This window comes from Leptolyngbya sp. FACHB-60 (assembly GCF_014695775.1).
Lineage (GTDB): Bacteria > Cyanobacteriota > Cyanobacteriia > Phormidesmidales > Phormidesmidaceae > Nodosilinea.
Genome location: NZ_JACJOX010000022.1, coordinates 96,034 through 109,609 on the forward strand (window position 1 = coordinate 96,034; position 13,576 = coordinate 109,609).

Below are 13,576 nucleotides of genomic sequence, written 5' to 3' on the forward strand. Positions count from 1 at the left end.
TATATCATTGATCGTCAATATTTAGCGGCTGAAAAGTGGCTGCAAAGGCGGGGTGGCGGCTGGTTTCTGCCCCTCAGGCGTGGATACTCTACGGCTCGTCTTTAAACTCTACAGGGGAAGAACACCATGCCTCAACTTACGCAAGGTTTGATCGTTGCTGCTTTAATCGGCCTACTGCTGGCGGTTATCGTGGGGTATTACCTGCGTCAGGGCCGGGTGAATGAGCTGACCGAGGCCTTGCAGCAGAGCCAAAAGCGCCAAGAGGACCTAGAAAAAGCGCACGAGCAACGACTGCGCACCGCCACCCAGCAGCTGCAAAAAGATTATGAAGCTCATCTCGCTGAGAAAATGGAGCAGTATGAGGATCGGCTTGAGGAGCGCCGCGGTCAGCTAGAGTCTGAGTACCGCACTCGCGAAAGCGTAATGGGCAGTGCTCCCGTTGATGCCGATAGCACCACCGAACAGCGCATTCGCAAACAGTACGAGACCCGCCTCAAAGAAGCGGCTACCAAGATTCAGCAGGCCTACGAACAGCATTTGCAAGACAAGCTGGTGGAGGCGCGATCGCAGGCTCAGCAAGACTATGACCAGCGGCTGGCAGAGGCGATCGCCCACTACCAAGACCAAGAGCAGACTCGACAGACGCAAGCCCCTGGCGATCTTTCCCTGGGTGCCCTGGTGCCAGAGCCGACAGCCGCAGCCAGTACAGATACCGCTGATGTCGCCGAGATCGAAGCCCGGCTTCAGGCTGAGTACAACCAGCGCCTAGCCGAATACGAAGACGACATGGCCCAGCGGCTGGCCCAAATGGAGCAAGACTACGAAGCCCGCTTACAGATGGCCCAGGCCAGTGACTCGGTGCCCGTTGATCTCGCCCCCTCCACCGCAGAGCTAGAACTTAATCTGCGCCGAGAGCTAGAGGAAAGTCTCAGAGCTGAATACGAGCAAAAGCTAGCCGAGAAGATCGAGCACTATCAGGATGAGCTGACCCAGCGAACCCAAGACCTTGAGCAGGCCTACGAGGCCCGCCTGCAACTACAAGTCGCGCCTTTCCCAGAGCCAGCCGCCCCCGTGGCTGATGAGCCAGCGGTTGATTTAGACATGGCCATGCTCGAAGAAGCTATGCCGCCAGAAGCTGCGATCTCTGACGAAGCTGCTCTGATAGCCGACAGCGAGATCAGCCTAGATATGAACGAGTTCTCCTCAGCAGGACCCTCACCAGCCGTAGACGAGGAAGACTCAGACCTGGCAACAATGCTAGAGAGTGAGGCTGACAGGGGTCAAGTTGATAATTGGGGCTTAGATGCTGATGTTGACACCGACAGTCTCGACATAAATGCCTTCGATACATCAGAGCCAGACACCATCTCAGATCTATCTGAGCTGAATTTTGATGACGCTGACGAATTTTCCCCCGAGCCAACCTCACCAGGGTCAGCAACAGGCGACTTTAGCTTAGCTAGCCTCGTAGAGAGTGAAACAGACAGCGGCCAAATCGATGATTTTGGCTTAGAGCCTGAGGCTGATACTGACAGTCTCGATCTCAATATCCTACTCAACCAACCTGCCTCAGAACCCAGCTCTGAGTTTGCGACGGATGACTTTGCTCCCGAAGCGGCAACGGCACCAGACGAAGATGAATTTAACCTAGACGACAGCTTCAGCACCGACAGTCTCGATCTCAACACCCTACTCAATGAGCCTGTCTCAGCACCCAGTTCCGAATTTGCTGTGGACGAGTTGGCTTTCGAGGCAGCACCGACACCAAACGAAAGCGACTTCGGTCGGGCTGGTCTGCTCGAAAATGAAACCGATAGCAGTCAAGTCGATGAATTTCGCCTAGACGACAGCTTCAGCACCGACAGTCTCGATCTCAACACCCTACTCAATGAACCTGTCTCAGCACCCAGTTCCGAATTTGCTATGGACGAGCTGGCTTTCGAGGCAGCACCGACACCAGACGAAAGCGACTTTGGCCAGGCTGGTCTGCTCGAAAATGAAACCGATAGCGGTCAAGTCGATGAATTTCGCCTAGACGACAGCTTCAGCGCCGACAGTCTCGATCTCAATGCCCTCCTCAATGAACCCATCTCAGCACCCAGTTCCGAATTTGCTATAGACGAGCTAGCTTTCGAGGCAGCACCGACACCAGACGAAAGCGACTTTGGCCAGGCTGGTCTGCTCGAAAATGAAACCGATAGCAGTCAAGTCGATGAATTTCGCCTAGACGACAGCTTTAGCGCCGACAGTCTCGACCTCAATGCCCTGCTCAATGAACCTATCTCAGCACCCAGTTCCGAGTTTGCTGTCGATGAGTTTGCCCCTGAGACGGCCTCGTCTGGGTTAGATGATGAGGATTTTGGGTTCGCTGCCCTATTAGAGGGTGAAGCAGACGGCGATCAAGTCGATGAATTTAGCCTAGACGATGACTTTAACGCCGACGACCTCGATCTCGACGCCCTACTCAATCCGCCCGCGCCAGAACCCACTGACGACTTACTAAACGATCTCGACGACCTGAGCAATCTGAGCTAATCATCGCCCTACATCCCCATAACGCTTCGGCCTTCAGAATCCTAACCTCGGTCCGATCGGGCTTTAGAGCAGATTAGGGGTATAAGGCCCAAATTCCTCACAGCTGCCCTTTTTGACCGTAATCACTGTCTTGACTCCGCCGCGGCGGGTGTAATCGCCAATCACCCGCAACCCCTGAGGTTGTAGCTCATTCCACAGGCGATCGGCGATCTGGTTGGCTAGAGTTTCGTGGCTGATGCGCTGATCGCGAAAGCTGTTGATGTAGAGCTTAAACGCCTTTAGCTCTACCACCCAAGGTCCTGGACAATAGTCCACCACGATGGTGCCAAAGTCTGGGTAACCCGATCGCGGGCACAGCGCCGTAAATTCTGGGTGCTCTAGGTGAATGGTATAGACATTCTCCGAAGGATTTGGCCATTTCTCCAGCGGGTCTACGCTGGCTTGGAGAATGGCGCGATCGCCGTACTGAGAAGTCGAGGCTGAGGCAATAGTCATGGGCGACGGGAAAGGGATAAATAGGGTCAGTTCAGGCTAACCACAGAACGGTTGAAACCAGCTTTGCCAGCGCTCGGCATTTCCAAAGAGAAATGCGGCTACGGCCTAGACTGTCTCCTTGGGTAATGTAGCCTTTTTCAATGTTTCTTAACCAAAGCGGCGGCGAGCGATCACCCTTAGATGGCCGGGCAGCGGCAAAAGTTCCCGACCGGAGACTTAACCAAAGTTATTCCAATCGCTTAATCAAAACTTCATACTTCTTCCTTAACACCTTTGGCTCTGCCCCAAACCCTGTGATAAGTTCACCAAGCGTTGGGAGTAGTTGTTGTAGCACATTTATAGCATCAACTCCCCAGCTCCATCGGAAGACGCTTTTTCAGGAGAGACATTATGACGATTTACCGTAAGCTTGCCCTCGCTGCCGGTAGCCTCACCCTCGCTGGCTTGGCCCTAGGCCTGCCTGCCCATGCCGAAGACCCCAAGGCCGAAGCTGTAACCGACGGCACTGAAGCCGTTGCCCCTGAGACCGAAGCCGCCGCCCCTACGGTTGACGTTGAAGCCATCGAAGCTGAACTCGATGCCGAGCGCGAAGCTGGGATCGAAGCCGCGACCCCTGATGCCGCTCCTACGGTTGATGTCGAGGCGATCGAGGCTGAACTTGATGCCGAGCGCGAGGCTGCGATCGAAGCTGCCACCCCTGACATTCTGACTGAAGAAACTGACCCTGAAGCGGTGACTGACGAGACCACCGTTGAAGAAGCTGACTCTGAAGCGGTGACCGAAGAAACCACCGCCGATGACATTGCCCCTGAAGCGGCTACCGAAGAGACCCCTACCGACGCTGAAGCTGAAGCCGAAGCCCCTGCCGACCCTGAAGCAACCGTTGACGAGGTCGATCCCGAAGTAACCGTCGACGAGACCCCTGACGCAGTTGACGACTCTGAAGCCAAAACCACCGACGAAGAAGCGGCTGAGCCTGCCGCTGGGGCTACCTCGGGTAGCTAAGCGCTTGGGGCTAGAGTTGCCGCTTGACCCACTCCAGGGCCTCTTCGCGGCTGCTCACTAGCCCCTCGGCCTGGGCCAAATAAACTGCTTCCAGCAGTTCACCAATTTGAGGACCTGGTTTGAGGGCAAGCCCTTGCACCAGGTCTTTGCCTGTAACCAGGGGCTGGGGATGGGCAACGGGGTCATTGGGGGTAAGGTATCGCTCCACCAGCGGCAAGATCAAGTCCTCGGGCATGCCGTAGGCCAGACTCAGCAGGGCAACGCCCCCAAAGCCCGCCCCGGCAGTTTTGAACAACTGATACTGCTGTCCAAGGGTTAAGAGTGTGTTGTTCTGGTGCTGATGTAGGTACTGCCAGCCCCTGAGAATGCTCAGCACCGCCTGCTGCTCGGCACGGCTATATTTGAGTTTTGCCAGGGTCGTCTCGGCACTGGTCAGGTCAGGGGGCAGCAGCTGACTGAGCTTGACCGCCTTGAGCCAGCTGCGGTGCAGGCCGTGGGTAGTCTGTTCTTTGACCCAGCTGTGCAGCAGGTACGAAAAATCGGGCCAGCGCTTGTGGTATTGGGCCGCCAGCTGATCGATGGTGGCCAAGCGGTCTAGATGGGGGCGATCGACTTCGGGCAGCCAGGTTTGCAACAGGCCGTCCTGCCAGGCCAGACCCAGCAGGATGGATCCCTCGGGCTGGCTGAGCAGGCAGTCTAGCTCACCGCGCACTCGTTCGGCGGCCATGCGCCCCAGGGCTGGAGCCAGGCCGCGAATAGTTTGCTGGGTCGTAGGGTCGAGACTAAAGCCCAGCTGGGCGGCCTGGCGGTAAGCCCGTAGCAGCCGCAGGGGGTCGTCTTTGAGGTTTTCAGCGGCGACCATGCAGAGGGTTTTGCGGGCCAGATCGGCGCAGCCATCGAGGGGGTCGAGCAGGGTTTCGCTGTGGGGGCTGTAGGCGATCGCATTAATGGTAAAGTCGCGCCGGTGCAGGTCGGAGTAAATCGTTGGCCCCACCTGCTGGGCAAAGTCAACGGTGGCGCTGGGAAACACCACCCGCGCGATCTGGTGCTCGGTGTCGAGCACCACAAAGCCCGCGCTGTAGTGCTGGGCGATGGATTGTGCGATGGCGATCGCCCGCTCAGGCAGCACAAAGTCGAGGTCTAGATAGTTGGCCTGGCGATGCAGCAGGGCATCTCTGACACTTCCCCCCACCAAGTAGGCTTGTTGTGGCAGTAGCGACACGCTGAAGGGCCAGGTTTTTGGCGAAAGCGCCGATTTCTCAGTAGCCACTGCGAGGGAGAAGGGGGATAGCGTTGGATTCAATGAACCCTCATTTCTTTCATTACAACAGGGTTTTTTAGTCTTGACACCCTGGCCCCACAGAGAACAGCTGAAAACCCAAGCTGGGTTTTCAGTTTGCAACATCTGGGCTGGGCCACCCGGGACATTCAAAAAACTTGAGCTAGACTACCAGAAAACGCATCCCCTTTACGGCCAAAGCCCTTTACTGCCTGAAGAATGACGGCCATTTAGCTGAGGGCTGGCTAGACTGGAGATGTCAGCTTTGACCTTGCTGTGTTCCTGCCGGGGGCGTGCTATGTGCATTTGTGTGAACTGCCACTACGTCGATCGCTGCACCACTTACCACGCGGTGGAAGAGCTGCACAGACAACCTCATCTGACCGATTCCCCCAGCTTTGAAGCAGTGAATCCTACGGTCAACGCCAACATTCGTATGCTCGATGACGAGGTTGAACAGGAGTTTGACGTAGTCGGCTGCGATAGCTTTGTTGCAGAACAGGGCAAGTGGGCCAAGCTGCGCCCCGGCGAGTTGGTACCGACCTAGGGAGTGGATGAGTAGTCGGGTGGATGGTTAGGTGGGTTGGTCTCCCCGTGTCATCCCTAAGTAGGGTGGGGCAGTGCTCACCAACATAGAATCCCTAACATCGCAGATTGCTGGATAGTGAATAGAGCCATCCTTTGACCACTCTTTGCGTCAACCCTGCTTGTCCGCAGCCTAAGAATGAGGAAAGGGCTAGGGTCTGCACAGCCTGCGGTCAGTCGTTGCCGATAGCCGATCGCTATCGTTGTCAGCAGTTCCTTGGCCAGGGTGGGTTTGGGCGCACGTACCTAGCGGCGGATGAGAGCAGCGATCCGCCAGCCGTTTGTGTGGTCAAGCAGCTGACCTTGGCCGTGGGAAGTGATTGTGGAGAAAGGCGCGATCGCTTTCATCGCGAGGCCGATCGCCTAACTACGCTGGGCCAGCACCCCCAAATTCCCGCCCTGCTGGATGTAGTTGACAACGCCCAGGGGCAGTTTTTGGTGCAGGAATACATCCCTGGCCCCAATCTCGACCAGCGGATGCAACAATCCTCCAACCTGAGTGGTGAAGCCCTGGTGCAGCGAGTGCTCTACGAACTGCTGCCCGTGCTGGCTTACATTCACGACCACAGCGTTATTCATCGCGATATCAAGCCTGCCAACATCATCGCGCCTGCGGCACCGCAACCTCTGGCACTGGTGGATTTTGGGTCGGCGAAGGCGATCGCTGATCCTGAACAGCTCAAGCGCACCGCCACGGTGATCGGCAGCGCGGGGTACGCTGCCCCCGAGCAGGCCTTAGGCAAGGCGGTCTACGCCAGCGACATTTTCAGCTTAGGGGTGACCTGCCTGCACCTGCTCACCGGGCTGCATCCCTTCGACCTATATTCTGTTAGCGACGATGCCTGGGTGTGGCGACCCTACGTGACGGCACCCGTCAGCCCTGCCCTGGGGCGCGTGCTAGATCGCATGGTCAACCGCCGCCTGCAAGAGCGCTACAGCAATGCCCAGGAGGTGCTGGCCGACCTGCGCTGGAGCGGTCTAGCCCTGGATACCCAAGGCTCAAAAACGTCCCAGGTCTTCACCAAGTCGCTGAATGCCACACCGGTCTGGGAGCAAAGGTTCGCTCTCAGCCTGCCAGGGGTTGTGGCCAACGGCCTAGCGATGAGTCTGAACGGAAGGGCAATCGCCACCGCTTGTTCTGACGGTTCTGTGCGCTTGTGGGATTGCACCAACGGGGAGTTAATTCACACCTTTCGCCGATCGCTGGGTCTGCTGGGCTTAGGCCATCGCGGCGCAGTCAACGCGGTGGCATTTACCCACGCTGGAGATGCGATCGTCAGCGGCGGCGAAGACAGTCAGCTGATCCGGTGGCATTTAGACGATTACACTGGCCAGAGATTGCCGGTGTCGAGCTGGCAAATTTCCTCACTGCTGATTGCCCCGCCTGGCGACACTCTGGCGGTGGGCAGCGGTGACGGGCGCATTTACCTATGGGTGCTCGATCGGGGAGATGGGCCAAAGACCTTGGTGCACCACCAAGACCAGGTGACGGCGCTGGCGGTAGATGTCGCAGGGAATCTGCTGGTGAGTGGGGGCCGCGATCGCACAATTCGCCTCTGGTCATTAACCTCGGGTCGACTGACTCACACCCTCACGGCCCCCAATGCCCCGATCACGGCCCTCGTCTGCCACCCTCAGGATGGCCGCATCGTCAGCGGCGATCGCGAAGGCCACGTACAGGTCTGGAGCGCCGAGAATCCTGACCGGGGACTGGTGATCCACAAAGCTCCTAGCGCGATTACGGCGGTGGCGATTAGCCCTAATGGGGATTGGCTGGCGATCGGGGCAGACGATGGGCACCTAACCCTAAAGAACCTGCAAGGGCTGGGCCAAACCACTCGCCTGCGCCATGCTTGGGGCGTACGGGCGATCGCCTTTACCCCCGACAGCCGCATGCTGGTCAGCACCAGCGCCGACGAAACCATTCGCTTTTGGTGCTTTGAGGCCGCCTAGCCAGGGCGATCGCATTCGCCTAAGGAATCGGGATCAGCCCAACTCAGTTGGTATGTCGGGCGGAAGCTACTGCTGCGCCGAGGGGGTTTCAGAAAACTGACGCACGGTGGCGCTAAACCCCGATGCCTTGAACTGCTTGAGTTTGAGCGGCTCGGGCTGGTTGGCGGCAACTGAAACCCGCAGTTCAAAGTCGCTCTCGCCGGGGGGAACTTTTGGAATACCGCCCAATCGGCCCCGGTTTTGCATGACAGGATTGTCGTTGGCATCAAAAATGCGGCCAAAAATGTCGGCGTCAATTACGGGCTTGCCGGTGCGGTTGATCGCTTTGCCGGTAATCAAAAAACACTTCGCCTGCTGAATTGAGCCTGCGGCCACCATGCCCTCAGCATAGTCGGCGGGGCAGGGGGCGTAGCTGAGGCCACTGAGCTCAATGGGAGTTAAGGCTTGGGCCGTTAGCCCGGCTCCGCTAACTAGCCAAAGGCCCGCAATTAAAAGAGCGGTGAAGATCCCACGTAGTGCCATAGGTCGCCTGCTGGTAAGCAAAATCAAACCTTTATCAGCTTATCGCGATTTGCCATGGCGAGAGGGCAAGGGTGGTTCGTCCTAGCGCTGGTTAAGGGGTAGCTCAGACTAGGGCAGCCGCTCCGCAACATAGGCTTTGGCGTCGTTCAGGCTACAGCCGTTGACCTCTCTGACGCGTTTAACGGCATCGACCAGTCTGCCCTGACCCAGCAGATCGTGCACCTGGCGATCGAGGTCGGGGGCGGGGGAGCCAGCCAGCGGGTTTTGGAAGGAGGGAGAACTAGACCTGTTTTGCAGCGATCGCCTTTGTAAGCCAACAGGAGCTTTTTGTTTCGCCGCTGGGCGAGGGCGCTGGAGCCGTCGAGTCAGCCAGAACGACAGGCCAAAGGCCAGCAGACCCGCCCCAATAAAAACAACAACGACCATGGCAACACCCAGCGAAATGCCTCTACTCTAGCCGCTGCGGGGGATAACCTCCCTCCCCCGCCGGGCAAAAAATCCTTCCAACCCGCGCCCCAGCGTGTATCCTTTAGCAGATTGTTTACTGACCTCTGGGTACCGCCATGAACCAGTTTCCTAAGCCGTCTCTGGCCATGCTGGCGCTGTTCAGCGCCCTGGCTGCGCTGCCGCTCAGTGCGCTCCGATCTGAGCCTCGGCTGCTGGCTCAGGTAACAGCGGAACCCACGCCAACCTTTATCCTGCAAGAGAGCCTCCCCCCCGGCACCGCCCTCTCGATCGAGGGGTCACCGTCGATGGTGGAGATTAATGAGAGCCTGGGCGAAGGCTTTGAGGCCCGCTACCCCGATACCGATGTAGTGGCTTCGACCAGTAGTGACGATCAGGCGCTCCAGGCGCTGCGGGGCGGCGACGTGGATCTGGCGGCCCTGGGGCGATCGCTCAGTGAGGCCGAGGAAGATCCCAGTCTGACGTCAATTCCGGTAGCGCGGGAAAAAATTGCCATCATTGTGGGGCGCGACAACCCGTTTCGGGGCGATGTGACCTTTGATGAGTTTGTTGCCATTTTTCGCGGCGAAATCACCAACTGGTCGCAGCTGGGTGGCCCTAACGTGCCACTGCGGTTTATCGATCGCCCCGCCGCCAGCTCCACCCGTTTGGCCCTGGCCGACTACGAAATCTTTCAAACCCAGCCCTTTGAGACCGGCGACAACGCTGTGCAGGTAGATGAGGATGACACCACTGTGGTGGTGCGCGAACTGGGCAACGACGGCATTAGCTATGCGATCGCCTCTGAAGTGCTGGGGCAAGACGCCGTGCGCCCGCTAAGCCTGGATGGCACCCTGCCCGACAACCCTCGCTATCCCTATTCTCAGCCGCGCAACTACATCTATCGGGGTGAGCCAAGCGTGCCCGTCGAGGCATTTTTGGGCTTTGCCACCAGCGACGCAGGCCAGGCCGCTGTGGCCGAGGCGCAGCAAACCGCCCGCGACAATGTCACCGTGGGGACCAACAAACTGCCCGGCGGCGTGGCCCTGGCCCCCGATGGACAGTTTATGGTGCGCGGCACCGAAGACGGTCAGCTGCAATGGCTCGATGCTGACGGCAACCCGACCGAAACGGTGGTGACCGACGCCCACCGAGGGGCCGTATCGGCTGTAGTCGTTAGCCCGGATAGTCAAACTGTGGTCTCTAGCGGTGCCGATGGCACCGTGCGCCGATGGGATCGCATCGGCAAGCCGATCGGCGAGCCGATCGAAGGGCAGGGCGGCCCAATTTTGGCACTAGCCGTCAGCCCCGATGGTCAAACCCTGGCCAGTGGCAGCGCCGACGGCACCGTAGAGCGCTGGTCGCTGGCCGATGGCACCCGTGTGGGTGAGCCCATTGCCGCCCCTGGCGGGCCAGTGCAAGCGCTCCACTACCCGGTGGGTGGTCAAACGCTGATTACGGGCAGCCGCGACGGTAACTTGGGTCTTTGGAATGCGGATGGCACCGCCGCTGGCCAGAGCGCCAACGCCCATCCGGGGGGCGTAACCACGATTACCAGCAGCCCCGATGGCCAGGTGTTGACCACCACGGGCCGCGACGGCAGCCTACGCAATTGGGATCGTTCCACTCTCCAGCCTCGGGGGAATACCATTCAAGCCCACGGCGATGCGGTCACCGCTGTGGCGTACAGCCCCGACGGCAGTACGCTAGCCACCGCCGGGGCCGACAGCACCCTTCAGCTGTGGTCGCCCGATGGCAGTGAGCAGCTAGCGGAACCATTGCAGCTCAATGAGCCTGCGGCTTCCCTGGGGTATACCCCAGAGGGGCTGCTGGTGGTGGGAGGGAGCGATCGCCAGGTTGAACTGCGCAATGACCAGGGTGAGCTGGTGTCTAACAGTGAATCTGGAGCCGACTCAGGAGACTCCAACGGCCCGATAGCTGGTTTGGGTGATTTTTGGCAGCGCCTGCGAAACTTGCCTCCCAGCTCTTGGTGGATGCTGGCCGTGATTCCGGCCCTGCTGCTGCTGTTTGGCATTGCGGGGTCGCTGTCTGGCAAAGACCACGACGATGAAGATGAGGATGAGCTAGAGGCCGATGGCGATCGCGGCACGGCGGTGGGTCTCGTCCCTGGTCCAGATATCAATTCTTCTAAGGTAAGTAGCCAGCCCCCAGCGAACAGGCCAGCACTTCCCCCTGACTTGCCCGAGGTGGGTGTTGTGCCCCCCGAGGCCGAACTCGTGCCCAACGATGAATACCCAGGGGCACTGCCGACCGGCAAACTCGAGCAGGCCCGCGGCGACCTGGCTGAGGGCCGCCGCCTGATGCGCGAGGGCCGTTACGACAACGCTCTGATCTATTTCAACCAGGCTGTGGAAGCTACCGAAGTGGAGCGCCGTAAGACCGACGCTGCCGCGACACCAGCCGGCGGCATCAATGCCATTGCCGCCCAAGCCCAGGCCGAGCGGGGCAATGCCCTAGCGCTGTTGGGGCAGGCCAACGACGCGATGGATAGCTTTAACGCAGCGCTGCAGCTCGACGCCAGCGTTATCGACGCCTGGATTGGCAAAGGCCGGTTGCTCAACACCATGGCCCGCTACGAAGAATCTCTCTTCTGCTTTGACACCGCCTTAGAACTCGACCCCACATCGGTGGCGGCCCAATTAGGCAAGGGGCAAGCGCTCATGGCGATGGGTCGCCAGAGCGAGGGACAAGCCTGCCTGGATCGGGCCGCTGCCTTGGGTAGCGGCGATTCTACCTGGGAGCTACCTGAGGCGGCCGTTGCCCCACCTGAGGACGGGGTATCTATCGACCCAGGGTCTTCAAAGATTGGCAGCACCTCTGGGTCTGGAACGGTGGTGCCTGAATATGCGCCCCCGGCAGACTATGGCTACGACCCCGATGTGCCGATGGAGCTACAGCAGATGGTGCAGGGCCTGCCCTCCGCCGATGTGGAAATGGCCGGGACGACGACCGCCAGCAGCTTTGACGTCCCCCCAGGCCTAGCGGCAGAGGCGGCTGATTTGCCCGATCGCGCCGAAGATGCCAGCGCGATCGCCCCAGAGGTGCTGCCCCCGGTCCCTAGCGCCGTTCCCGATGGCGATATCCCAGCGATTCCTCCAGAGGTTGTGGCGGCAGCGATGCCCAGCACTCTGGAAGAAGAACTGCTTAGCCAAGTGCGTTTAGGGAATGCCCCTCCCATTGAGGCCGAGCCCACGGCGCTGCCGATAGACAGCAACAGTACTGCCGCTGCTGCAACAATGCCACCCCTGCGGCCAGCCCCCATGCCGGTGCCGCTGCCGGTGGCTCTGGAGCCGGGTGACTATGTGCCGCCCCCAGCGGAGGTCTCGGGGAGCGAGGATCTGTCGGGACTGAAGGGACTGCCGCCAGAGGTTGTGGCGGCTCTAGCCAGCATTCCGCCCAGCTCGCCCGACAGCTTTGGGGTTGTGCCCACCAGCCCTGAGCCGTTGCCAGAAGACGCTGACGACACCGCTGACGCTAGCTGGATTCGCCTATCCATTGACCAGGATGGGGGGCGGTTCTATGCGGTGTGGCACATTGATGAGGGCGATCGCGCCCAGGCCAAAGCCGACGGCGGTGAAACCATGACCCTGCACCTCTACGATGTCACGGGTCGAGCCACCCAAGCGCCGCTGCCCTCAGCAGTGGTGGAGCAGCGCTGCCGCGATGACTTTGCCCAAGACTGGTACCTGCCTATTCCCCAGTGGGATCGTATCTATGTCGTAGAAGTGGGTTATTTAAGTGCGGCTGGCGATTGGCTGGCGATCGCGCAATCGGTTGAGGTGGCGGCGATTTCTGCTGCCTGATCATTAAAAAAACTCGTCAAAAAAAGCCCGAGGCGAGGCCCCGGGCAATAGTCAGGAGTGACTTGACGATCTAGATAGTGACGACTTCAGGAAAGCCTGTTAATAGCACCTTCGGGTGGCTCACACCTTGAGCACCCACTGCTCGCGGGTGTCGGCGCTGACATAGGGGGCGGGCACGAAGGGAATCTCGACCCCCAGCGAAATGAAGGCGGCACGAATGGTGGTGGCGTGAGCTGCTTCAGCAGCGGCGATGGTGGCCCCGGCGGTGATCAGCTCGGGGGTTTTTAGCCGGGCGACCTCGCCGGCGTAGGCAATGGCGGCATCAGTTTCGAGGGCCAGAGCCAGCTTGGCGATGTTGACATCCGAGTCGAGGCCGCCGTCGCCCCGCTCCAGGTAGGCCGACAGGTCGTAGCTGTCTTCGGCCATAACGGGGGTGCCGCCCAGATCGCTCACAACTTGCATGAGCAGGTCGCGGTGGGCCATGTGGTCGGCCTGGTTAGCCAGGGCGATCGCCAGCACGGCTTTGCCCACGTCGGTGTCGCTGAGCCCTCCGGCAGCGGCCCCATAGGCCCAGATGGCCTGATGCTCGTAGAAGAGCGCCCCATTGAGAATGGCAGCATCGTTAGCGGCCGCTCTGTTGCGGGCTCCCCGTCTGTTAGGGTTCTGCGCGCTACGGTTGTCAGCTTGGGCTGCACTCTTGGTTAAGGCAGAGAAGCCGAGGGTGCCAACTAAACCCGCGATCGTGCCGCCCACCATAACCCGACGACGAGAAACCCCTGCTCTGGGGGAAGCTAGATCGTCAGACATGAAATCGTGATTCATTGCAGTATCCTTTGCGCTAATGTCGTGGGCAAGCGTAATTGCTATCAGACCCGCCACAATACGACTAGCCTTGGTCTATGGATGGCGAGTGCTCCCAATTGATGTTTGAGTT

At 59.4% G+C, this 13,576-nt stretch carries 10 protein-coding genes; 5 read left to right on the forward strand and 5 right to left on the reverse strand.

The genetic code is table 11. The features are described from left to right. The first annotated feature begins 126 nt into the window (after positions 1–126). Positions 127–2,535 carry a hypothetical protein gene (locus tag H6F57_RS08455; protein WP_190628698.1) on the forward strand — a complete coding sequence of 803 codons (2,409 nt, stop codon included), beginning with the start codon at positions 127–129 and terminating at the stop codon, positions 2,533–2,535. A gap of 63 nt (positions 2,536–2,598) precedes the next feature. Here H6F57_RS08455 and queF read toward each other — a convergent pair whose 3' ends face one another. Next, positions 2,599–3,030: a preQ(1) synthase gene (gene queF / locus H6F57_RS08460; RefSeq protein ID WP_190628696.1), complete on the reverse strand. Its 432-nt coding sequence runs from the start codon at positions 3,028–3,030 to the stop codon at positions 2,599–2,601. Between the two features lie 390 nt (positions 3,031–3,420). On the opposite strand from queF, the gene H6F57_RS08465 reads away from it, so the two are divergent. Next, positions 3,421–4,035: a hypothetical protein gene (locus tag H6F57_RS08465; RefSeq protein WP_190628694.1), complete on the forward strand. Its 615-nt coding sequence runs from the start codon at positions 3,421–3,423 to the stop codon at positions 4,033–4,035. Positions 4,036–4,045: 10 nt separating this feature from the next. Here H6F57_RS08465 and H6F57_RS08470 read toward each other — a convergent pair whose 3' ends face one another. Continuing rightward, positions 4,046–5,305 carry a CCA tRNA nucleotidyltransferase gene (locus H6F57_RS08470; RefSeq protein WP_313933611.1) on the reverse strand — a complete coding sequence of 420 codons (1,260 nt, stop codon included), beginning with the start codon at positions 5,303–5,305 and terminating at the stop codon, positions 4,046–4,048. A gap of 307 nt (positions 5,306–5,612) precedes the next feature. Here H6F57_RS08470 and H6F57_RS08475 point away from each other — a divergent pair, with 307 nt between their 5' ends. Together H6F57_RS08475 and H6F57_RS08480 are read left to right on the forward strand one after the other, a co-directional pair. Then, positions 5,613–5,861, forward strand: coding sequence for a Ycf34 family protein (locus H6F57_RS08475; protein WP_190628691.1), 249 nt, complete (start codon positions 5,613–5,615; stop codon positions 5,859–5,861). 134 nt (positions 5,862–5,995) lie between these two features. Then, entirely contained in the window at positions 5,996–7,852 is a 1,857-nt protein-coding gene (locus H6F57_RS08480; RefSeq protein ID WP_190628689.1) for a protein kinase, read from the forward strand. Positions 7,853–7,918: 66 nt separating this feature from the next. Here H6F57_RS08480 and H6F57_RS08485 read toward each other — a convergent pair whose 3' ends face one another. Beyond that, positions 7,919–8,374: a hypothetical protein gene (locus tag H6F57_RS08485; protein WP_190628687.1), complete on the reverse strand. Its 456-nt coding sequence runs from the start codon at positions 8,372–8,374 to the stop codon at positions 7,919–7,921. Between the two features lie 108 nt (positions 8,375–8,482). Then, positions 8,483–8,800, reverse strand: a complete 318-nt coding sequence (locus H6F57_RS08490; RefSeq protein WP_190628685.1) for a hypothetical protein — start codon at positions 8,798–8,800, stop codon at positions 8,483–8,485. 137 nt (positions 8,801–8,937) lie between these two features. Between H6F57_RS08490 and H6F57_RS08495 the strand changes: the two genes are divergently transcribed. Further along, the gene (locus H6F57_RS08495) at positions 8,938–12,642 is read left to right on the forward strand and encodes a substrate-binding domain-containing protein (RefSeq protein WP_190628683.1); all 3,705 of its coding nucleotides are present in this window, start codon (positions 8,938–8,940) and stop codon (positions 12,640–12,642) included. Between the two features lie 120 nt (positions 12,643–12,762). On the opposite strand, the gene H6F57_RS08500 is transcribed toward H6F57_RS08495, so the two are convergent. Then, positions 12,763–13,464 carry a ferritin-like domain-containing protein gene (locus tag H6F57_RS08500; protein ID WP_190628681.1) on the reverse strand — a complete coding sequence of 234 codons (702 nt, stop codon included), beginning with the start codon at positions 13,462–13,464 and terminating at the stop codon, positions 12,763–12,765. Positions 13,465–13,576: the final 112 nt, after the last annotated feature.